General features: G+C 71.7%; 16 protein-coding genes. 15 read left to right on the top strand and 1 reads right to left on the bottom strand.

Going from position 1 to position 19,156, the window contains the following annotated elements:
- Positions 1 to 2 precede the first annotated feature (2 nt).
- From recR to AC6CQV_RS10060, 14 genes are all read left to right on the top strand, one after another.
- The gene (recR, locus tag AC6CQV_RS10125; protein WP_060961043.1) at positions 3 to 596 is read left to right on the top strand and encodes a recombination mediator RecR; all 594 of its coding nucleotides are present in this window, start codon (positions 3 to 5) and stop codon (positions 594 to 596) included.
- A 174-nt stretch (positions 597 to 770) separates the two neighbouring features.
- Positions 771 to 1,256: a hypothetical protein gene (locus AC6CQV_RS10120; protein WP_498259385.1), complete on the top strand. Its 486-nt coding sequence runs from the start codon at positions 771 to 773 to the stop codon at positions 1,254 to 1,256.
- Positions 1,253 to 2,935 (top strand): protein kinase domain-containing protein, encoded by a 1,683-nt coding sequence (locus AC6CQV_RS10115; RefSeq protein ID WP_498259384.1) that lies wholly within the window; start codon positions 1,253 to 1,255, stop codon positions 2,933 to 2,935. Before AC6CQV_RS10120 ends, AC6CQV_RS10115 begins: the two co-directional genes overlap by 4 nt.
- A 207-nt stretch (positions 2,936 to 3,142) precedes the next feature.
- Positions 3,143 to 4,156 carry a phosphate ABC transporter permease subunit PstC gene (gene pstC, locus AC6CQV_RS10110; RefSeq protein ID WP_060960205.1) on the top strand — a complete coding sequence of 338 codons (1,014 nt, stop codon included), beginning with the start codon at positions 3,143 to 3,145 and terminating at the stop codon, positions 4,154 to 4,156.
- On the top strand, positions 4,156 to 5,403 hold the full coding sequence (pstA, locus tag AC6CQV_RS10105) for a phosphate ABC transporter permease PstA (protein WP_498259383.1): 1,248 nt from the start codon (positions 4,156 to 4,158) through the stop codon (positions 5,401 to 5,403). The genes pstC and pstA overlap by 1 nt, the downstream gene beginning before the upstream one ends.
- Entirely contained in the window at positions 5,400 to 6,884 is a 1,485-nt protein-coding gene (pstS, locus tag AC6CQV_RS10100; RefSeq protein ID WP_498259382.1) for a phosphate ABC transporter substrate-binding protein PstS, read from the top strand. Before pstA ends, pstS begins: the two co-directional genes overlap by 4 nt.
- Positions 6,885 to 7,041: 157 nt before the next feature.
- Positions 7,042 to 9,564, top strand: a complete 2,523-nt coding sequence (locus AC6CQV_RS10095; protein ID WP_498259381.1) for a hypothetical protein — start codon at positions 7,042 to 7,044, stop codon at positions 9,562 to 9,564.
- 63 nt (positions 9,565 to 9,627) lie between these two features.
- The gene (locus AC6CQV_RS10090) at positions 9,628 to 10,788 is read left to right on the top strand and encodes a hypothetical protein (protein WP_061782356.1); all 1,161 of its coding nucleotides are present in this window, start codon (positions 9,628 to 9,630) and stop codon (positions 10,786 to 10,788) included.
- Positions 10,789 to 10,828: 40 nt separating this feature from the next.
- Entirely contained in the window at positions 10,829 to 12,445 is a 1,617-nt protein-coding gene (locus tag AC6CQV_RS10085) for a DUF8696 domain-containing protein (RefSeq protein ID WP_498259380.1), read from the top strand.
- Positions 12,446 to 12,620: 175 nt separating this feature from the next.
- A complete protein-coding gene (locus AC6CQV_RS10080) occupies positions 12,621 to 13,718 on the top strand; it encodes a hypothetical protein (protein WP_498259379.1) in 1,098 nt (365 codons plus the stop codon).
- Positions 13,715 to 14,485 (top strand): hypothetical protein, encoded by a 771-nt coding sequence (locus AC6CQV_RS10075; protein ID WP_498259378.1) that lies wholly within the window; start codon positions 13,715 to 13,717, stop codon positions 14,483 to 14,485. The genes AC6CQV_RS10080 and AC6CQV_RS10075 overlap by 4 nt, the downstream gene beginning before the upstream one ends.
- Positions 14,482 to 15,447, top strand: a complete 966-nt coding sequence (locus tag AC6CQV_RS10070; protein ID WP_498259377.1) for a sortase — start codon at positions 14,482 to 14,484, stop codon at positions 15,445 to 15,447. The genes AC6CQV_RS10075 and AC6CQV_RS10070 overlap by 4 nt, the downstream gene beginning before the upstream one ends.
- Positions 15,448 to 15,639: 192 nt before the next feature.
- Complete coding sequence (locus tag AC6CQV_RS10065; RefSeq protein WP_205283673.1) at positions 15,640 to 16,455, top strand: phosphate ABC transporter ATP-binding protein; 816 nt, start codon at positions 15,640 to 15,642, stop codon at positions 16,453 to 16,455.
- Positions 16,456 to 16,460: 5 nt separating this feature from the next.
- Positions 16,461 to 17,345, top strand: a complete 885-nt coding sequence (locus AC6CQV_RS10060) for a lytic transglycosylase domain-containing protein (RefSeq protein WP_498259376.1) — start codon at positions 16,461 to 16,463, stop codon at positions 17,343 to 17,345.
- Here the strand turns inward: AC6CQV_RS10060 and AC6CQV_RS10055 are convergent.
- A complete protein-coding gene (locus tag AC6CQV_RS10055; protein WP_498259375.1) occupies positions 17,230 to 17,718 on the bottom strand; it encodes a hypothetical protein in 489 nt (162 codons plus the stop codon). The genes AC6CQV_RS10060 and AC6CQV_RS10055 overlap by 116 nt on opposite strands.
- Positions 17,719 to 17,840: 122 nt before the next feature.
- Here AC6CQV_RS10055 and AC6CQV_RS10050 point away from each other — a divergent pair, with 122 nt between their 5' ends.
- Positions 17,841 to 19,142 carry an aspartate kinase gene (locus AC6CQV_RS10050; protein ID WP_101305812.1) on the top strand — a complete coding sequence of 434 codons (1,302 nt, stop codon included), beginning with the start codon at positions 17,841 to 17,843 and terminating at the stop codon, positions 19,140 to 19,142.
- Positions 19,143 to 19,156 lie beyond the last annotated feature (14 nt).

Below are 19,156 nucleotides of genomic sequence, written 5' to 3'. Positions count from 1 at the left end.
CCATGTACGACGGCATCGTCCAAGACCTGATCGACGAGTTCGGCCGCCTTCCGGGCATCGGACCGAAGTCGGCGCAGCGCATCGCGTTCCACATCCTGCAGACGCCGACCTTCGACGTCGCGCGTCTCTCGCAGCTGCTGGGCGAACTGCGCGAACGGGTGCGCTTCTGCGAGATCTGCGGAAACGTCAGCGAGCAGGAGCGTTGCGCCATCTGCCGCGATCCGCGACGCGACCAGACGTTCATCTGCGTCGTCGAGGACGCCAAGGACGTCTCCGCGATCGAACGCACCCGTGAGTTCCGCGGGCTCTATCACGTGCTCGGCGGCGCGATCAGCCCTATCGCGGGCGTCGGGCCCGAAGATCTTCGCATCGCGCAGCTCATGCAGCGCCTCGCGGACGGCACCGTGCAGGAGGTCATCCTCGCCACCAACCCCAACCTGGAGGGGGAGGCGACCGCGACCTACCTCAGCCGGCTGCTGCACACCCTCGAGATCCGTGTGACGCGACTCGCGTCGGGACTGCCGGTCGGCGGCGACCTCGAATACGCCGACGAGGTCACCCTCGGCCGCGCCTTCGAGGGCCGCCGGAGCATCTGATGTCGCCGGCGGCGTCCGGCCGCGCCTGGGTGCTCTAGCCCCGGTCGCGCGCAACCTCTCGTGCGCGAGATCGACCTCCCGCGTTCACCCCGCCGACCCGTCCGCGTCGCCTGCAGCCGACACTCTTCCTTCGCGGCCGAGTGCACGACTTCCGGTGTCGCGAAAGGGAGCATCATGTCCGCGCGTCTTCTCTACGCGCACTTTCCCGCGGCCACGCACCCCTCCGCCCTCGAGTGGATGCGCGTCGTCGCCGAGATCGCGGCGGGCCGGCCCGGCGTGGGACCGTTCCTCACCGGTCAGGACGTCCTGCCGCCGGCACCCGCGGTCGCGTGGCGCCTCGTGAGCGAGAACCGTCGCGAGATCGCCCGCGGATGCCGCGTGTTCGCCGATGAGACGGCGGCGCGGGCCGATCTCGCGGTCGTGCTGCGGGATGCGGCCGCCTTCGAGATCCACACCAATCCGGCGCCGCGGCTGCGCAGCACGGGATGGTTCGTCAGCTCCGGCGGGGCACTGGTCATGATGGGGGCACGCCGCTACGAGAAGAGATCGGCGGCGGAGAGCGCGGCGGTGCTGGCGGTGCGCCTGATGCGCGAGCTCGCTGCGGCGGGTGAGCCCGTGCTCGCGCGCCCGGAGCCGACGGATCCGCTCATCCTGCGATGAGCGATGGCCTGATCGCGGACCGGTTCCACCTCCGCCGACTGCTCGGCAGCGGGGGGACGGCATCCGTCTTCGAGGCCGACGACGTCGTCGGCGGCGGCGTCGTCGCCCTGAAACTGCTGCACCCGCACCTCGCCGTCGGCCCCGCCGTGTGGGAGGCGTTCTTCGAAGAGGTCCGGGCCGCCCGCGCGATCGCGCATCCGAACCTCGCGGAGGTGTACGACGCCGGGGTGGACGACCGCGACCCGCCGGTCGCCTGGATCGCGATGGAGCGCGTGGACGGCGAGACGCTCGCCGATCACGTCCGCGAGCACGGGCCCCTCGAACCGTGGGCGGCCGTCGCGCTGATGGGCGCCGTGCTCGATGCGCTGCAGGCGGTGCACGACGGCGGGGTGGTGCACCGTGACCTCACCCCCGCCAACATCATGCTCGACCCTCGTCTGAGCGCCGATGCCGGCAACGCGGACGCGTTCGCGCGGAGCGTCCGGCTGCTCGACTTCGGGCTCGCGGACATCCCCGGCCGCACGACCCTCGGCGCCGACGCCCTGCTCAGCGCGGACGACTCCCGCACCGCGGGTGTCGTGGCGAGCGTGCCCTACGCGTCGCCGGAGCAGCTGTCCGGCGCCGCCGTGGGGGAGGCGAGTGATCTCTACCAGGCCGGCGCCACGCTCTGCTTCGCCCTCACCGGGTCGGCGCCGTTCGCCGGCGATGCGCGCGCGGTGGTGCGCGCCCACCTCACCGCTCCGCCGCCCGTGCCCTCCGCACGGCGGCGCGGCATCCCGCGGCCGCTCGACCGCGTCGTGACGACCGCGATGCTCAAACGGCCCGAGGACCGGTACGCGGATGCCGCGGCGATGGCCGTCGCCCTCGCCGCCGCCGTCCCCGCGATCGGTGTCACCGCGGACACGCCTCCGGACGAGGCGGGGGAGCAGACGGCGCGGACCCGCGTGTACCGCACCCGTCTCGCGGCCGACCCCGTGACGCCCGCCGCCGCGGCGGGGAGCGCACCGCCGCCCGCCGTGACCGCGGCCCGCGGCGCGTGGCGGGCGCCCCTGGTCGCTGCCGTCCTCATCGCCGCGGTGACCGCCGCCGCGGGCCTGTCGGCGATGGCGGCATCCACGAGCGCTCCGCCGGCCGCCTCGCCGACGGCCCCGTCCGCGACCGCGTCGCCGTCCGTCGCCGCACCGCCGACACCGACGAGCGTCGCGGTGGTCCTCGTGGGGGTTCCGCAGCTCGGGGGGCTCGGTCTCGCCGAGGCCACCGCCGCGCTGGAGAGCGCGGGGCTCGCCGTCGGCGACCTCGCGCGCGTCGACGGACCGGCTCCCGCCGACGTCGTGCTGGAGTCGTCGCCGGGGGCGGGGGAGCGTGTGCGGGAGGGCTCCCCTGTGACGCTCCGTCTCGCGTCGGGGAGCAATGCGATCCCCGCGGTGGTGGGGATGACGCTCGCCGACGCCCAGGCCGCTCTCGTGTCCGCGGGGTTCGCGTCGCGGACGGCGGTCGCCGGCGCGGGCCCCTCGGGCGCCGTCTCCGCGTCGATGCCCTCGGCAGGCGAGCGGGCTCCGGTCGGCACGGTGGTGGTGCTCTCCATCCCGGGTGAGACCGTCGCGACGCCCACCCCGTCGGCATCCCCGACACCGGTTCCGACACCGTCGCCGGCGGTCACCGACCCGCCCCGTCCGTGAGCCCGCGCGCACCGTCTCGAGCCGTCATCTCCCGCACGGCGAGGCGTAAGACGGCGGTCATGAAACCAGCGATCCTCGTTCACCTCGTGCCGTCATCCTGTGACCGCGGCGTGCGTCCCGAGCGCCCCGCAGCGCGCGCGGCCCGGATCCACAAGCGTCGCTCGACATCGCGATCCGCTGACCGATTCGGCCCGCCAGGGAGGCGCCATGACCACTGACTCCGTGACGGAGGTCATCCCGGCGCCGACCGTGCCGACTCCGCGGCCGCTCACTTCCCGCCCGGTGCAGGCGGACCGCATCTTCCGCGCCGTCTGCTACACGGCGGGCGGGGTCACGGTCGCGATCATGCTCGCCGTCGGCGTCTTCCTCTCCGGGCGCGCCGGCGAGGCGCTCGCGCGGTCGGGGCCCGCCTTCCTGTGGACCCAGGAATGGTCGCCCGAGACGGGCGAGTTCGGTATCGCGGCCGTGCTCTTCGGCACCGTGACCATCGCCCTGATCGCCCTCACCATCGCCGTCCCGCTGTCGCTGTCGACGGCCCTGCTGATCAGCGAGGTGGTGCCGGGCTCCGTGCGGCCCCTGCTGATCTCGCTCGTCGATCTGATGGCCGCTGTCCCGAGCGTGGTCTTCGGGCTGTGGGGCGTGTTCTTCCTCCAGTCCAACGTCATCCCCATCTCGCAGTGGATCTCGACCTACTTCGGCTGGATCCCGCTGTTCGCCGTCACCGACGACACCGGCGCCCGCATCACGGATGCCGGGGCCTTCACCTCCTCCGCGTTCATCGCCGGCATCGTCGTGTCGCTGATGATCGTCCCGACGCAGACCTCCGTCATGCGCGAGGCGTTCTCGCAGGCGCCTCTCGGCGAGCGCGAGGGCGCGCTCGCCCTGGGCTCGACGAGGTGGGGGATGATCCGCACGGTCGTGCTCCCGTTCGGCCGCGGCGGCATCATCGGCGGAACCATGCTCGCCCTCGGCCGGGCGCTCGGCGAGACGATCGCCGTCGTGATGATCATCTCCCCGATCTTCTCGATCAACCCGCAGGTGCTGAAGACGGGGACCAACTCGGTGTCGGCCCTGATCGCCCTGCGCTACGGGGAGGCGAGTCAGTTCGGGCTGTCCGCGCTCATGGCCGCCGGGCTCGTGCTGTTCATCATCACCCTGATCGTCAACTTCACGGCATCCACGATCGTGGCCCGCAGCCGTTCGGGAGCGGAGAGCAACTGATGACGATCCTCGAGACCGCCGCGCCGGAGCGCGCGGAGAGCGCCGCCGCGGGGCGGACGGCCGTACCGCACCGTCGCGACGAGGTCGCCGCTCGTCGCGATCTGCGCAGCGTCCCCCTCGACGACGCGTTCAACGTGTGGGGTGCGGTCGCGGCGGGCCTGGCCATCGCCACCCTCCTGTTCGGATGGCTGACGCCCATGACGGGCTTCGTCGGGTGGCTGATCATCTCCTTCATCGCGTTCCTGGGCGTGTACGGCGTCCTGTCCGCCCTGCGCGCCGACCGCCTCACCGTCAGCGAGCGCATCATGACCGCGCTCTTCTACTCGGCGGGCGCCCTGCTGCTCGGCGCCCTGGTCTTCGTCCTCGGCTTCACCGTCGTGCGCGGCGTGCCCGCGTTGATCCATCCGAACTTCTTCGTGGAGACCATGCGGCTGGCGGGACCGCTCGAACCGCTCAGCGTCGGGGGGATCGCACACGCGATCGTCGGGACGCTGATCCAGATCTCCATCGCCCTGGTGATCACGATCCCGCTCGGCATCACCACGGCGGTGTTCCTCAACGAGGTCGGCGGGCGGTTCGCGCGGTTCGTGCGGACGATCTCCGACGCGATGACGGCGCTGCCGTCGATCGTGGCCGGACTGTTCATCTACGCGGCCGTCGTCACGCTGGTCACGCACCAGCGCTCGGGGTTCGCCGCGGCGCTGGCGATCAGCGTCATGATGCTGCCGATCATCATCCGCGCCTCCGACGTCGTCCTCCGCCTCGTGCCGAACAATCTGCGCGAGGCGTCCTACGCGCTGGGCACGACGCGCTGGCGCACGGTGTGGAACGTGGTCCTGCCGACGTCGCGCTCGGGTCTGGTCACGGCCGTGATCCTCGGCACCGCGCGCGGGATCGGTGAGACCTCGCCGGTCCTGCTGACCTCCGGGGTCACGGCGGAGATGAACGTCAACCCCTTCACCGGGCCGATGATCTCCCTGCCGCTGCAGGTGTTCGACTTCGTCAAGTCGCCGGAGCCGAACATGATCGCCCGCGGCTTCGGGACGGCCGCGGTGCTCATCATCCTCGTCCTGCTCCTCTTCGTGATCGCGCGCGTCATCGGCGGCCGGGGAGCGGGCGTCCTCTCCGACCGTCAGCGGCGCCGCGCGTCGCAGCGCTCGCGCGACGACCTGCTCCGCATCGAGCGTCGTCGCGGCTCCGCACGCGTGACCCCTCCGCTCGCCGCCTCTCACCAGGAGACATCGTGACCCGTCGACTTCGCCTCCTCGTCCGGACCGCGGCTGCAGTCTCGACCGTCGTCGCCCTCTCGCTCGTGTCGGTGCTGCCCGCCGGCGCTGCGCCGTCGTACGTCGCGATCTCGGGCTCCGGGTCGACGTGGTCGCAGAACGCGCTCGACCAGTGGCGCCGCAACGTCGCCAACAACTTCGCGATGACGGTGAACTACTCCGGTACCGGGTCCTCCGCCGGTCGCACCGACTTCATCAGCGGTCGTGTCGACTTCGCCGTCAGCGAGATCCCCTTCCAGCTGACGCCGGACAACCCCAACGACGCGCCCGAAGACCCCTCCGGTCGGCCGTACGCCTATCTCCCGATCGTCGCCGGCGGCAGCTCGTTCATGTACAACCTGAAGATCAACGGCAAGCGGGTCACGACGCTGCAGCTGACCGGAGAGGTGATCTCCAAGATCTTCACCGGCGCGATCACCACGTGGAACGACCCGGCGATCCAGTCGCTCAACCCCGACCTCGCTCTTCCGAGCCGTCCGATCACCCCCGTGGTGCGCTCGGACGGATCCGGCTCGACGGCGCAGTTCACGCGCTGGATGGCGACGCAGTACCCGTCCATCTGGACCTACCGCATGACCTCGCAGTTCCCGACGATCAACAGCACGTTCAAAGCCCAGAACGGGTCTCTCGGTGTGTCCGGGTACGTCAAGCAGGACTACGGCGAGGGCGCGATCACCTACGTCGAGTACTCCTACGCGCTCAACGCGGGCTTCCCCGTGGTGCGCGTGCAGAACGCGGCGGGCGCCTTCGTCGAGCCCACCGCCGCGAACGTGCAGGTCGCCCTGACGCACGCGAAGATCAACACCGACCAGAACTCGCCCGACTACCTCACGCAGATCCTCGACGACGTGTACAACGCCCCCGAGGCCGATGCGTATCCCGTCTCGAGTTACTCGTACATGATCGTGCCCACAGCGGTCGGCGGCGTCTTCACCGATGTGAAGGGCTTCACGCTCGGCGAGTTCCTGAAGTACGTCGTCTGTGAAGGGCAGAACCAGGCCGCGACGCTCGGCTACTCGCCGCTGCCGATGAACCTCGTCCAGGCGGCGTACGACCAGATCAAGCGCATCCCGGGAGCGTCCGTGAGCGGATTCGATCCGTCCACGTGCAAGAACTCCGGCGCGCCGGCGAACGATCCCGGCAGCGGAGCGAGCGGCGGCAGCGGCGACGGCTCCGGAGGCGGCGGGGCCGCCGCCGCGGCGGGAGGAACGGCTGCGGCGGCCGGGGCGACGGCATCCGATCCCGTCTACGACGCCAACGGCAACCTGGTCTCCGGGGCGGCAGCCGGCGGGGCGCAGGCGGTGTCGAGCCCGTTCACGCTCGCGTCCGACGCGTGGGGGGTGCCGCAGACCACGATGCTCGTCGCCGGGGGACTCCTGGTCGCCGCGGTCATCCTGCCGCCGCTGCTGTCGCGACGGCTGCGGAACGATCGACGACGCTGAATTTTCCCTTCCGGTCTGGGGTTGACCGCGTTCGAGCGTTCGGTACCCCGACGAGTCGCCTCGTTCCCAGCTCGTTCATCTCGAATCCATAGCGCGCTTCTAGCGTGATCACGTCGCGCGAGAGATCGCCGGCGATACCCGAAAGAACGGTTCCAGGATGCTGCGTCCTCGACGGCGGACCCTGCTCGCCTCCACGGCCAGCGGCTTCATGACGGCCGCCCTCGTGTTCACCCTCGTGGCGGGCGCGAACGTCGCCCTCGGCTCGCCCGCGCAGGCGGCGACCCCGGCGTCCTCCGCCGTCACCGTCACCGCCGCCGAGCAGGATCGCGACCTCACGCACGCGCCGATGCCCGACCTGGCCGTGACGGTCTCGCAGACCGAGAACCTCGTGGCGCAGGGCGTGCGCGTCAGCTGGACCGGCGGCAAGAAGTCGGTGGTGTCCAGCGTGAGCAGCGGTGGCGAGAACTTCCTGCAGATCTTCATGTGCTGGGGCGACGACCCGACCGACTCCTCCCGCCCCGACCGCACCACGTGCCAGTACGGGGCTCCGGGCAACATCGGCGCGTCCCGCGACGCGTACCGGGCCTCGGGCACCGCCCTCGCCAACGTGCCGAAGGAGGATCAGGCGTACACCGCCCCCGGTCTCGCGAGCTTCCTGCCCCCGTACACCGCGATCCCGTTCGTCGCGCGTGACGGCAAGCGCGTCGACGCGATCAGGACCGATCCCACGACGGGGGCGAAGTCGCGCGATCTGACTGTCGATCTGAGCACCAACGAGTTCTTCACCTCGTACACGACCAACGAAATCCCGTGGGCGGGCTCGGGAGACGACGGCAGCGGCGCGGTGTCCTTCGAGGTCCAGACCCTCGCGCAGTCCAACGGGCTCGGCTGCGGCACTCCCGTCGTCCACGACGGCGTCACCACCGGTGCCAGCTGCTGGCTGGTCGTGCTGCCGCGCGGCACCGCCGACAACGGCGCCTCGAGCATCTCGCAGTCCGGCCTGTTCATCGACTCGTGGAGGCATGCGCTGTCGATCAAGCTGGATTTCGAGCCCGTCGGCAGCAGATGCGAGGCGGGCGCGAAGGAGCACCAGCTCGCCGGCAGCGAGCTCATCTCCTACGCCGCGGGCTCGTGGCAGCCGGCCGTCTGCAAGCAGGCGTCCGGGGGCGTGTACTCGCTTCTCACGGTCCCCGAATCGGATGCCGTGACGGCCGCCGCGACCACCGACGACGCGCCGCTGGCCCTCACCTCGTTCCCGCTCGCCGCAGACGGCGGGTCGGATCCGCTCGTGTACGCGCCCCTGGCCATCAGCGGCATCAGCGTCGCGCTGGCGATCGACCGCTCGCCGGACCCGTTCCTGCCGGACATCCCGGAGAAGTACCTCTCGGCGGCGCACCTGCCGTTCACCTCGGTGAACCTGACGCCGCGGCTGCTCGCGAAGCTGCTGAGCTACTCGTACCTGTCGTCCCTTCCCACCGGCGCCGACACGTCGTACATGGGTGCCAAGAACCCCAGCAACATCACCAAGGACCCGGACTTCCTCGCCGTGAACGACCCGGAGTGGGCCGCGCAGGATCTCGCCGGACCCGCGATCGCGGACGTGATCGTCCCGCAGGGGCGCTCCGACGCCGCGCGCGCCGTGTGGGCCTACATCGCGGCCGACGACGACGCGCGCGCCTTCCTCGCGGGCGAGCCGGACCCGTGGGGGATGACCGTCAACCCCTGGTACGCCACGGACGCGGCGAAGAACAAGACGGGCAGCGCCTTCTCGCTCGATCGCGACGACTTCCCGAAGGCCGATCCCGTCGAGTACGCGCCCACCAACTCCGGTCCCGTGAACCTCGTCACCTGGCGTCCGTACGCGTCCGACCTCGGCACGGTCTCCTATCTCACCCTCCGCGGCGACGGTCAGATCCTCGGCGGCTGGGATCCGTATGCGAGCCCGCCGCGCTACGCCAAGGCGTCGCGCATGGCGACCGGGTCGCAGGCCATGCTCGGGTTGACCAGCTCCGCCGCGGCCGCCCGGTACCAGGTGATCTCGGCATCCCTGCGAAATCCCGCGGGGAGCTTCGTCGCGGCCACCGGCGACGCGATGGCCGCGGCCGCCGCCGCGATGACCGCGGACAACGCCGCGGGCGCCGTCGTCGGGTTCCAGCCGGCGTCGCCGGAGGCGAAGGCCGCGACATCCGCCTACCCGCTCACGCTGCCGATCTACGCCGCCAACAACCCCGCGAAGACCACCGCCACGGTGCGGACCTCCTACGCCGCCTTCATCCGCTACGCCGTCAGCACGAACGGCCAGACGCCGGGCGCCGACGAGGGACAGCTCCCGGCCGGATACGCGCCACTGCCCTCCTCCTGGGTCGCGCAGGCGACCGCGGCCGCCGAGCGCCTGGAGACGTACGCCCCCGCCACCACCACGGCGCCGCCCACCAGCCCGGCCGCCGCGGCTCCCGCGCGACCGGGCGCCGCGGCGGCTGCTGCGGCTCCCGTCGCGGCTCCCGCCGCCGCGGCGCCCACCGCGACGGGAGCGGCCAGCGGTGCGCTGGCCGGCGCCACCACCCCCGGCGACCCGGATGTCGGGGCCCTCGCCGCGGCCGTTCCCGCGACGGTCCTCGGCGGCGCCGCGGGCGCACTCGTCGTCCCCCTGATCACCCGCTTTCGCCGGCGGGTCCTCTGAAGCGCGTCCCCGCGTCGCTTCTGCCTTCCACCAACGCAGTACCCGACAAGGAAACAGGAACACATGAAACTCCAGAAGTTCGCGGCCATCGGCGCCGCGGTCGGCGTCGCCCTCGCAGGCTTCGGCGTGAGCGCTGCTCACGCCGACCCCGTGACCGACGGCTACTCGATCGTCGGCTCGGACACGCTGCAGGATGCGGTCAGCGCCCTGGCCAACGGCACCAACATCACGGGCCCCTCGGTCAAGGCGACCGGCGCGGGCAAGGTCCTGGCATCCTGGGACGCCTTCGCCCTCGGTGTCACCGGCGGCGTCGGCAAGATCCAGACCAAGCCCTTCGGCCCGACGTTCGACCGGCCCAACGGCTCGGGTGCAGGTCGCAACGCGCTGCTCGCGTCGATCGGCGGCGTGGGCGGCAACTCGTTCACGTACAACAACGTCAACATCAAGGACCAGGTCGACCTCGCGCGCAGCTCATCCGTCTCGGGCACGCAGGGCAGCGTCCTCACCTACATCCCCTTCGGGCAGGACGCGATCTCGTTCGTGTTCAAGGTGGGCGCCTCCGGCAGCGGTGACGCGGCCGCGGCCAAGGACTGGGTGTCGGGTCTGTCCTCCGCCCAGCTCAAGTCGATCTACACGTCCACCTCGGCCTCCCCGGTCGCGGCCGGCTCCTCGGGCTACGTCGTCAAGCCGCTCGCCATCCAGTCGAGCTCGGGCACCTGGACGACCTTCCTCAGCAAGATCGGCGTCACCAGCATCGGCAGCGGTGTGGACACGCGCAACAACTCGATCCCCGAGAACGACGGCACCGTCCTGACCCCGGGGACCGACGAGATCCAGCTGATCCCGGTCTCGGTCGCGAACTACATCGGCCAGGTCAACGGCGCCTCGCGCATCAACACCTTCAACGCCGCCACGCTCGTCGGCACCATCGACGGCCTGCCGAGCCCGTTCACCGGCACGCTGAGCTTCAACGGCACCGCCGGCACCAGCACGCTGGTCCCGAACTCCGACTTCTACAACAGCGCGAGCTGGGGTCGCACCGTCTACATCGTCGTCCCGACGGCGAAGCTCTCGGACGCGGGCCTCGGCGAGCTCCTCGACACCAGCTCCCCGCAGAGCCTCACCTACTGGGGCACCTCGAACTCCCCGGCCACCACCAAGGCCGTGAAGCTCAAGTTCGGTTTCGCCAAGCCCGTCGGTGACACCGTCACCCGCAACGGCTGATCCCCTCGTCGCGCAGACAGAGAAAGAGAACACGATCCTCATGAACACCAACACCCTCACCCGAGGACTGGTCGGCCTCGCGGCCGCCGCCGCCCTCGTCCTCGTCCCGACGCTCGGCGCGAGCGCGGCGATCGTCCCCACCGTCGGCTCCACCCACGACGTCTACCTGATCGATGTCGAGGAGGGCACCCCCATCACGGAGGGCGCGTCGCTCAAGTGGAACAAGGGCGTGCTCGCCGCGCCCGAGGCCAGCGACACGGACTTCAACAGCTACTTCTCGATCCCGGCCGGTGCCGACTCCGTCGTGAAGTTCATCTCGCCTCGTGGCAAGGAGGCCGACCAGTCGCAGTGGAACGCCTACGCGGCGCTCGGCTTCACCCCGAACCCCGGCATCCAGCTCCCCAACCTCCAGCCGAGCTCGCTGACCAGCAACGGTCAGGGCAGCCCGTCCGGCATCCGCTCGGTGTTCACCGCGGCGGGCTCCTACACCGGCGGCGAGTACTCGCTCGGCATCGCGTTCCTCAAGAACGGCGGCTCGCAGGTCGTCGAGACGGACTTCGTCTTCGTCGACGTCGTCGCGACGTCCGACTTCAACCAGGGCACCTGGACGTTCTCGACGCCGCACCCCGCCGTCGCCCCCACGGTGACGACGCAGCCCGCCGACGCGTCGGTGATCCTCGGCAACTCCGCGACCTTCACCGCGGCCGCGTCGGGCTCGCCCGCGCCCGCGGTGCAGTGGCAGTCGTCCACCGACAGCGGTGCCAACTGGGCGGATGTCGCGGGTGCGACCTCCGCATCGCTCACGGTCGCCAACACGACGCTGGCGAACAACGCCGCGCGCTACCGTGCCGTCTTCACCAACACGGCCGGCTCCGTCACGACCTCCGCGGCGACCCTGACCGTGATCGACTCGGTGCCCACCGAGCCGACCGGCTCCGACGCGCACAAGGTCACCATCACCGACCCGGCCGACGGGGCGAAGACGATCACCGTGCCCGCGGGCGTGGCCAACGCGAACAAGACGCTGCAGGCGTGGGCCTGGTCCACCCCGACCAGCCTCGGTCAGGTGACGACGGACGCCAACGGCGACGCGCTGGTGAACATCAGCAGCCTGCCGGCGGGCGCGCACACGGTCGCCCTGACGCTCCCGGCCGACCCCGACGTGCTCGCCTGGGGCACGTTCACCGTCCCGGTCGCCTCCTACCCCGACAAGACCGCCACCGCCGACGTCCAGGCGACGGTCACGGCGAGCGACCTGTGGTCGCTGAACGCGGAGAAGTCGGCGATCAACTTCGGAAACGTCGCGCGCAGCGCCACGGCGGCGACCCAGTCGCTCGGCAAGGTCACCGTCGTGGACGACCGCAACGTGCTGAAGGGCTGGGACCTCAACGTCGGCTGGACCTCGTTCACGAACGCCGCCAACGACGAGATCCCCGGCACGGCCCTCACGGTCACCCCGAAGGCCTACACCGGCTACACGCTCCTGGACGGTGTGACGCTCGGCTCGACGGGCACCAAGATCGCCCAGAGCGCCGCGGGCGTGTCCACTCTGACGAGCGGCGCGCTGTTCGACGCCGACCTCGTCTTCACCGCGCCCAAGGACGCGAAGGTCGGCGAGTACCACTCGACGCTGACCCTCACGCTCGCCTCCAAGTGAGTCGAGCCCTCCACTGAGAACCGGTGAGGGGAGGCCGCCTGCGGCCTCCCCTCACTGCGTGTTCGTGCGCAGCGCGGCATCCGTCATCTGCGCGAACGATCTCGATCACTCCCCGTTCACCCCCGCGACGACGCTGCGTCGCCGCCATCTGCGGAAATAGACCGTGCTCTCCTCGTTGACCCGATCGAGGGGCCGCATCCAGCCCGTGCTCGGTGCGTTCCTCCTGCTCGCCCTCGCCCTCGCTCCGCTGGGCGTCCCCGCTGCGGCCCACGCCGACGACGCCGGCTCGACCGACACGACGGTCGGTGTGGCCACCCGCCCCGCCGGCGCGGACGGCCGGCCGGACGATCGCACGCGCTTCGCCTACTCCGCCGACCCCGGCCAGAGCGTCACCGACCAGGTGCTCGTCGGCAACACCGGCACCGAGAGCCAGGACTTCACCGTGCTGGCGACCGATGCCTACAACGGCACGAACGGCGACTTCTCGCTGCTCGCGTCGGCCGAGACGCCGACCTCCGTCGGGGCGTGGGTCCGCTTCGAGAACGGGGAGAACCGCATCCAGTTCTCCCTCGCCCCCCAGGAGGTCCGCCTCCTCACGTTCACCGTCGCCATCCCCGCCGACGCCACCCCCGGCGACCACGTCGGCGGCATCGTCGCGTCGGTCGTCGAAGACGGTCAGCAGGTGAGCCTGGACCGCCGCGTGGCGACCGCCGTGTTCGCCCGGGTCTCCGGCGAGCTGCAGCCCCGGCTCACGCTGGCCAGCTTCGACGCGACCTATCAGGGCGACTGGTGGAACCCGTTCGGGGGCTCCCTGAAGGTCCTCTACACCGTCGACAACCCCGGCAACGTCGCTCTCGCCGCCAACCTGACGATGAGCGCGGCCACCTGGTTCGGCGTCCCCGTCACCGCCGAGCGCGGCGGCAGCATCCCGGTGCTGCTGCCCGGCAACTCCGCGACCTACGAGTTCGAGCTGCCGGGCGTCGCGCAGTGGGGCTACCTCAACCCCAGCGCGCTCCTGCATCCCTTCGTCGACGCCTCGGATGCCGCTCTCCAGGTGCCCGTCGCGCCCGTCTCCCGCGACACCGTCGTGCTCGTCCTGCCCTGGAGCGTCGTGATCCTCGTCGCGCTCATCGTGGCGGTCGTCCTCTTCGTGCGCCGGCGTCGCCGTCGTGACGAGGAAGCCGCCCGGGAATGGATCGCCTACACGGAGAGCCAGGCGGCCGCCGCAGCGGAGGCGAGGCTGCGCGCCGCCTCCGGGGCGGTCGACGAATGACCGCCCTCCGGCGCACGCCGTGGGCCGTCGCGCTGCTGGGCGCGGTCGCCCTCTTCACCCTGCTGCCGATCGCGGGGCTCGGGGCCCGTGCCGACGACGGCGTGGACGACAGCGGCAACGTGTCGGTGACGGTCGTCGACGGATCGACCCCGTCGCCCAGCCCGTCGTCCACCGCGAGCCCGCGGCCCACGACCCCTCCCGCTCCCGGATCGTCGTCGACGTCCGGCGGGTCCGGCGGCGGGGGAGCGGCCGGCGGCGCGTCGGGAGGCTCGGCGTCGGGCGGCACCGGCGCAGCCGACGACGTCAGCATCGCCGGCATGGTCTACATCGGGGGGATCAACTCCTCGGTCGCCCTCTCGCCCGACCCCGGCAGCGGTGAGGTGACGCTGTGGCTGACCGTGCGCAACGCCTCCACCCGCACGATCGACCTGACGCTGGACTTCTGGATGGAGAGCGTGCTGTTCGGCGTCCCGCTCGATCAGACGCGCGGTGTCGCGGTTCCGGCGCTGCAGCCGGCCGAGGTCCGGGTCGTCTCCACCCGCCTGCACGGCGCCGGACAGTGGGGCCTGGTCGACACCCACGCGACGGTCACCCCGCCGGCGACCGTGGACGGCACGGCGCTGACGCCGGTGACCCGCGACGCGCTGGTCTTCGTCTTCCCGTGGGTGAGCGTGCTCGTCGCGGCCGTGATCGTCATCGGGCTGCTCGCGTGGCGCGCGGTCGCCCTCGCCCTCGCCGCCGAGCCGCCGGCGGAGGCCGCGGCATGACGCTGTTCGAGGAGCGGACCCAGATCGTCGCCCCGGCCCCGGCGGCCCCGGCGAGCCCGCCGCCCCCGCGGCGCCCCCGTCGGATGCCGCGGCCGATGCCGCAGTACGCGCCGCTCACCGCGGGGCAGGCGCTTGCGCGCGGCATCCTGGCGCTCGTCGCCGCGCTCGCGCTCGCCTTCGTGTTCCACCTGCTGATCCTCAGTCACGTCCTCCACTTCGCGGCGCAGCAGCAGCTCTCCGACACGTATCGCGCGCAGCTCGCCGCCGGAACGGCGCCGGTGAGCGAGGGCGACTTCGACGACGTCCTGCTCGCCGACGGCGTGCCCGTCGGGATCATCGAGATCCCGCGCCTGGGCATCAGGGAGGTCATCTCCGAGGGCACCTCCTCGGGGGTGCTGACCGGCGGCCCCGGACACCGCCGCGACACGGTCCTGCCCGGACAGGTGGGGGTGAGCGTCGTCATGGGTCGTGCCGCGGCGTTCGGCGGGCCCTTCGGCCGGTTGCAGTCGCTCCAGCCGGGCGACACGTTCGAGGTCCGCACCGGCCAGGGGGCGAACACCTTCGAGGTGCTCGGCGTGCGCTACGCCGGCGACCCCACCCCGCCGGCCCCGGCACGCGGGGAGAGCCGTCTCATCCTCATGACCGCGCGCGGGGCTCCGTACGTCCCGACGGGCATCGCCTACGTCGACGCGACGCTCACCTCCCCGGCGCAGCCGGCCGGTGCCCGCCAGACGACGCCGGTGACGCTGCCGCCGTCGGACCGGGCGATGGCCACCGACACCTCCACCGTGTGGGCGCTCGTGTTCGCCCTGCAGTTCCTCGTCGCCGCCGAGGTGGCCGCGGTCTGGGCGTTTCGTCGGGTGGGCGCGCAGAAGACCTGGATCGTCTTCGTGCCGGTCCTCCTCCTCGCGAGCGTCTTCGTCTGCGATCAGCTCGTCCGCCTCCTTCCCAACCTCCTCTGACTCGGAGCCCTCATGTCTGACGACGTCGAACCCTCCCGCGCGGCCCACCGAGCCGAGCGGGCGAACCGCCCCCGCTTCCTCGGCCGCACGAGCGGACGCGCGCCCGCCCCGTCGGAACTGGTGATGGCAGGCGGCGAGTTCGCCCTCTCTGCCGCACCGGGCGGAGCCGTCGTGGTCGGCGGCGCGCCGGCGATGCACGCGGATGCCGTCGGCGCGACGACGGTCCCGTTGCCGCCTTCGCAGCTCGAGGCCCGCGCCATCTCGGCCTGGTTCGGCGACCACCAGGTGCTCCACGACGTGTCGCTGCAGATGCCCGCCGGTCAGGTGACGGCCCTCATCGGCCCCTCCGGCTGTGGGAAGTCGACGTTCCTGCGCATCCTCAACCGCATGCACGAACTGGTGCCCTCGGCATCCCTCGCCGGCGAGGTGCTGCTGGACCACGACGACATCTACGACGCCGGCCACCGTCTCGTGGATGCCCGCAAGAAGATCGGCATGGTCTTCCAGAAGCCCAACCCCTTCCCGGCCATGTCGATCTACGACAACGTCGTCGCGGGCCTGAAGCTCGCGGGCATCCGTGCCAGTCGCAGTGAGAAGGACATGCTCGTCGAGACCTGCCTCACGAAAGCGGGACTGTGGCGGGAGCTGAAGGACCGTCTGCGTGCGCCCGGCGGCGGCCTGTCGGGCGGGCAGCAGCAGCGCCTGTGCATCGCGCGCTCCCTCGCCGTGCGGCCGCGGGTGCTCCTGATGGACGAGCCGTGCTCGGCGCTGGACCCGACCTCCACGCGCGTCATCGAGGAGACGATGACCGAGCTCGCGCGCGAGGTCACGATCGTCATCGTCACCCACAACATGCAGCAGGCGCAGCGGGTCTCCCAGCAGTGCGCGTTCTTCCTCGCCTCGCAGGGCCAGCCCGGCCACATCGTCGAGCACGGCGACACCGACGCGATGTTCTCCTCCCCGATCGACCCGCGCACCTTCGACTACGTCAACGGCCGCTTCGGCTGAGCGCGATGCGGACGGGCGGATGGTGGTCGCCGCGCGACGGGATGTTGATCGCCGTCGCCGCTGCGCTGATCGCGGTGTTCGTCGGCGGGGTGATCGCCCACGCCGAGACGCCGCGTCCGCCCGCGCCCCTCGCGTCCTCGGCGAGCGGTCCGGTCGAGCCGGTCGAGCCGGTCGAGCAGGTCGCTCCGGTCGTCACGGCGCCCGCCGCACGCGTCGACTCCGCGTGGCTCGCCCGCACCGCCGCGGCCACCGGCATCCCCGCCCGCGCCCTGCGTGCCTACGCGGGCGCCCAGCTCACGGTCGCCGCCGAACAGCCCTCGTGCGGGCTGGGGTGGAACACCGTCGCCGCGATCGGGGCGATCGAGTCCGACCACGGGCGGCACGGGGGAGCGGTGCTGGGCGAGGACGGCCGCTCGACGCCCGCGATCCGGGGGGCTGCGCTGGACGGCGACGGCGTGGCGGCGATCGCGGACACCGACGGCGGGCGGTGGGACGGCGACGCGGTGTGGGACCGCGCGGTCGGCCCGATGCAGTTCATCCCCGACACGTGGGCGCGCTGGGGCGGCGACGCCGACGGCGACGGCATCGCCGATCCGAACCAGATCGACGACGCGGCACTCGCGACGGCGCGCTACCTCTGCGCTGCGGGCACGATGACGGATGCCGACGGGTGGCGGGCGGCCGTGTTCGCGTACAACCACCTCGACGTCTACGTCGACGATGTCGCCGCCCTCGCGAACCGCTACTCCGCGGCCGCCGCGCGCGCCGCGCGCCTCAGCGCAGCACCTCGACCAGCACCACCCACGACACGAACAGCGCCGAGACGATCGCCGCGATCGCCCCGACCCCCAGCCAGACCAGTCCGCCGCCGGATCCCGTCAGCGCGATGATCCCGCCCGCCGCGTACAGCAACGGCGTGACGAAGGCGACCGCGGCCTTGCCTGCCCGCAGGCGGTTCTCCGGGTGATGGTTCTGGAAGATGCGCACCGCCGCGACGGCGGCGAAGACCGTCGTGAGGGCGGCCGCGCCCACGACGACAGCGCCGTATGCGGTGATCGTCAGATCCGGGAACAGCCCCACGGCGCACACGATGCTCGCGAGGATCAGTCCCGCGATCCCCGACGCGACGCGGGACGTCAGGGATGCCGCCGTGATGACGACCTGGATGTTCACGCTGGCCGCGACGATGACCAGACCCGCCAGTGCGGCGGTCGCGCCGAGCATCGCGACGTTGTACTCGTGCCAGTTCTCCAGCGCATCCATGCTCGCAGGATAGTGGCCGCCGGCCGCCGTCACATGGCTCGGCGGGCATGCGCCGCTCTCTAGGATGGGGAGGTGGGCGCGGCATCCGAGTGCCCGTCGACATGTCTTCAGGAGTTCCACACGTGGCGCTGATCGTCCAGAAGTACGGCGGCTCGTCCGTCGCCGACGCCGAGAGCATCAAGCGGGTCGCGAAGCGCATCGTCGACGCCCGGCGCGCCGGGCACGACGTCGTCGTGGCCGTCAGCGCGATGGGCGACACGACCGACGAGCTGATCGACCTCGCCGCGCAGGTCGCTCCCATCCCGGCGCCGCGCGAGCTCGACATCCTGCTGAGCTCGGGCGAGCGCATCTCGATGGCGCTGCTGGCGATGGCGATCCACTCGATGGGCTTCGAGGCACGCTCGTTCACCGGCAGCCAGGCCGGCATGATCACGACCGCCGACCACGGCTCGGCGCGCATCGTCGACGTCACGCCCGTGCGGCTGCGCGAGGCGCTGGACGAAGGGGCCATCGTCATCGTCGCGGGCTTCCAGGGCTTCAACCGCGACACCCGCGACATCACGACGCTCGGTCGCGGCGGCTCCGACACGACCGCCGTGGCGCTCGCCGCCGCCCTCGACGCCGACGTCTGCGAGATCTACAGCGACGTCGACGGCATCTTCACCGCCGACCCCCGCGTCGTGCCGAAGGCTCGCAAGCTCGAGGTCGTGTCCGCCGAGGAGATGCTCGAGCTCGCCGCCAACGGTGCCAAGGTGCTCTACATCCGTGCCGTCGAGTACGCCCGCCGGCACGGCGTCATGATCAACGCCCGCTCCACGTTCAGCTCCGGCCGCGGCACCTTCGTGCTCGGCCCCGGCATGACCGTCCCCGAAAGCCTCGCTCCCGACAGCACAGAGGAGTCCCCCATGGAAGAGCCCATCGTCGCCGGTGTCGCCACCGATCTCGGCCAGGCCAAGATCACCGTCATCGGCGTGCCGGACGTTCCCGGCAAGGCGGCCGAGATCTTCACGGTGATCGCCAAGTCGGGGGCCAACGTCGACATGATCGTCCAGAACGTGTCCGCCGCGGCCACGGGCCGCACCGACATCTCCTTCACGCTGCCCAAGTCGGATGCCGCGACCGCCCTGCGGGCGCTCGCCGCCGAGCAGGCCGGCATCGGATTCGAGAGCCTCGTGCACGACGACCAGATCGGCAAGCTCTCCGTCGTCGGCGCCGGCATGCGCACCCACTCGGGCGTCTCGGCGACGTTGTTCGAGGCGCTGTCGACCGCGGGCGTGAACATCGAGATGATCTCGACCTCGGAGATCCGCATCTCGGTCGTGCTGCGCGGCGACGACCTCGCCCAGGCCGCCCGCGTCGTGCACACGGCCTTCGGCCTGGACAGCGACACCGAGGCCACGGTCTACGCCGGCACCGGCCGCTGACGGCCCCAGCACAC

Source organism: Microbacterium sp. EG9 (genome assembly GCF_059759475.1).
The sequence above is the reverse complement of the archived record's forward strand: the minus strand, read 5'-3'. Positions and strand labels throughout refer to the sequence as shown.

Excerpts from the sequence above, each read along its gene's own strand:
- recR (WP_060961043.1), top strand. The coding sequence starts at position 3 with ATGTACGACGGCATCGTCCAAGACCTGATCGACGAGTTCGGCCGCCTT.
- AC6CQV_RS10120 (WP_498259385.1), top strand. The coding sequence starts at position 771 with ATGTCCGCGCGTCTTCTCTACGCGCACTTTCCCGCGGCCACGCACCCC.
- AC6CQV_RS10115 (WP_498259384.1), top strand. The coding sequence starts at position 1,253 with ATGAGCGATGGCCTGATCGCGGACCGGTTCCACCTCCGCCGACTGCTC.
- pstC (WP_060960205.1), top strand. The coding sequence starts at position 3,143 with ATGACCACTGACTCCGTGACGGAGGTCATCCCGGCGCCGACCGTGCCG.
- pstA (WP_498259383.1), top strand. The coding sequence starts at position 4,156 with ATGACGATCCTCGAGACCGCCGCGCCGGAGCGCGCGGAGAGCGCCGCC.
- AC6CQV_RS10095 (WP_498259381.1), top strand. The coding sequence starts at position 7,042 with ATGCTGCGTCCTCGACGGCGGACCCTGCTCGCCTCCACGGCCAGCGGC.
- AC6CQV_RS10090 (WP_061782356.1), top strand. The coding sequence starts at position 9,628 with ATGAAACTCCAGAAGTTCGCGGCCATCGGCGCCGCGGTCGGCGTCGCC.
- AC6CQV_RS10085 (WP_498259380.1), top strand. The coding sequence starts at position 10,829 with ATGAACACCAACACCCTCACCCGAGGACTGGTCGGCCTCGCGGCCGCC.
- AC6CQV_RS10075 (WP_498259378.1), top strand. The coding sequence starts at position 13,715 with ATGACCGCCCTCCGGCGCACGCCGTGGGCCGTCGCGCTGCTGGGCGCG.
- AC6CQV_RS10070 (WP_498259377.1), top strand. The coding sequence starts at position 14,482 with ATGACGCTGTTCGAGGAGCGGACCCAGATCGTCGCCCCGGCCCCGGCG.
- AC6CQV_RS10065 (WP_205283673.1), top strand. The coding sequence starts at position 15,640 with ATGCACGCGGATGCCGTCGGCGCGACGACGGTCCCGTTGCCGCCTTCG.
- AC6CQV_RS10060 (WP_498259376.1), top strand. The coding sequence starts at position 16,461 with ATGCGGACGGGCGGATGGTGGTCGCCGCGCGACGGGATGTTGATCGCC.
- AC6CQV_RS10055 (WP_498259375.1), bottom strand. The coding sequence starts at position 17,718 with ATGGATGCGCTGGAGAACTGGCACGAGTACAACGTCGCGATGCTCGGC.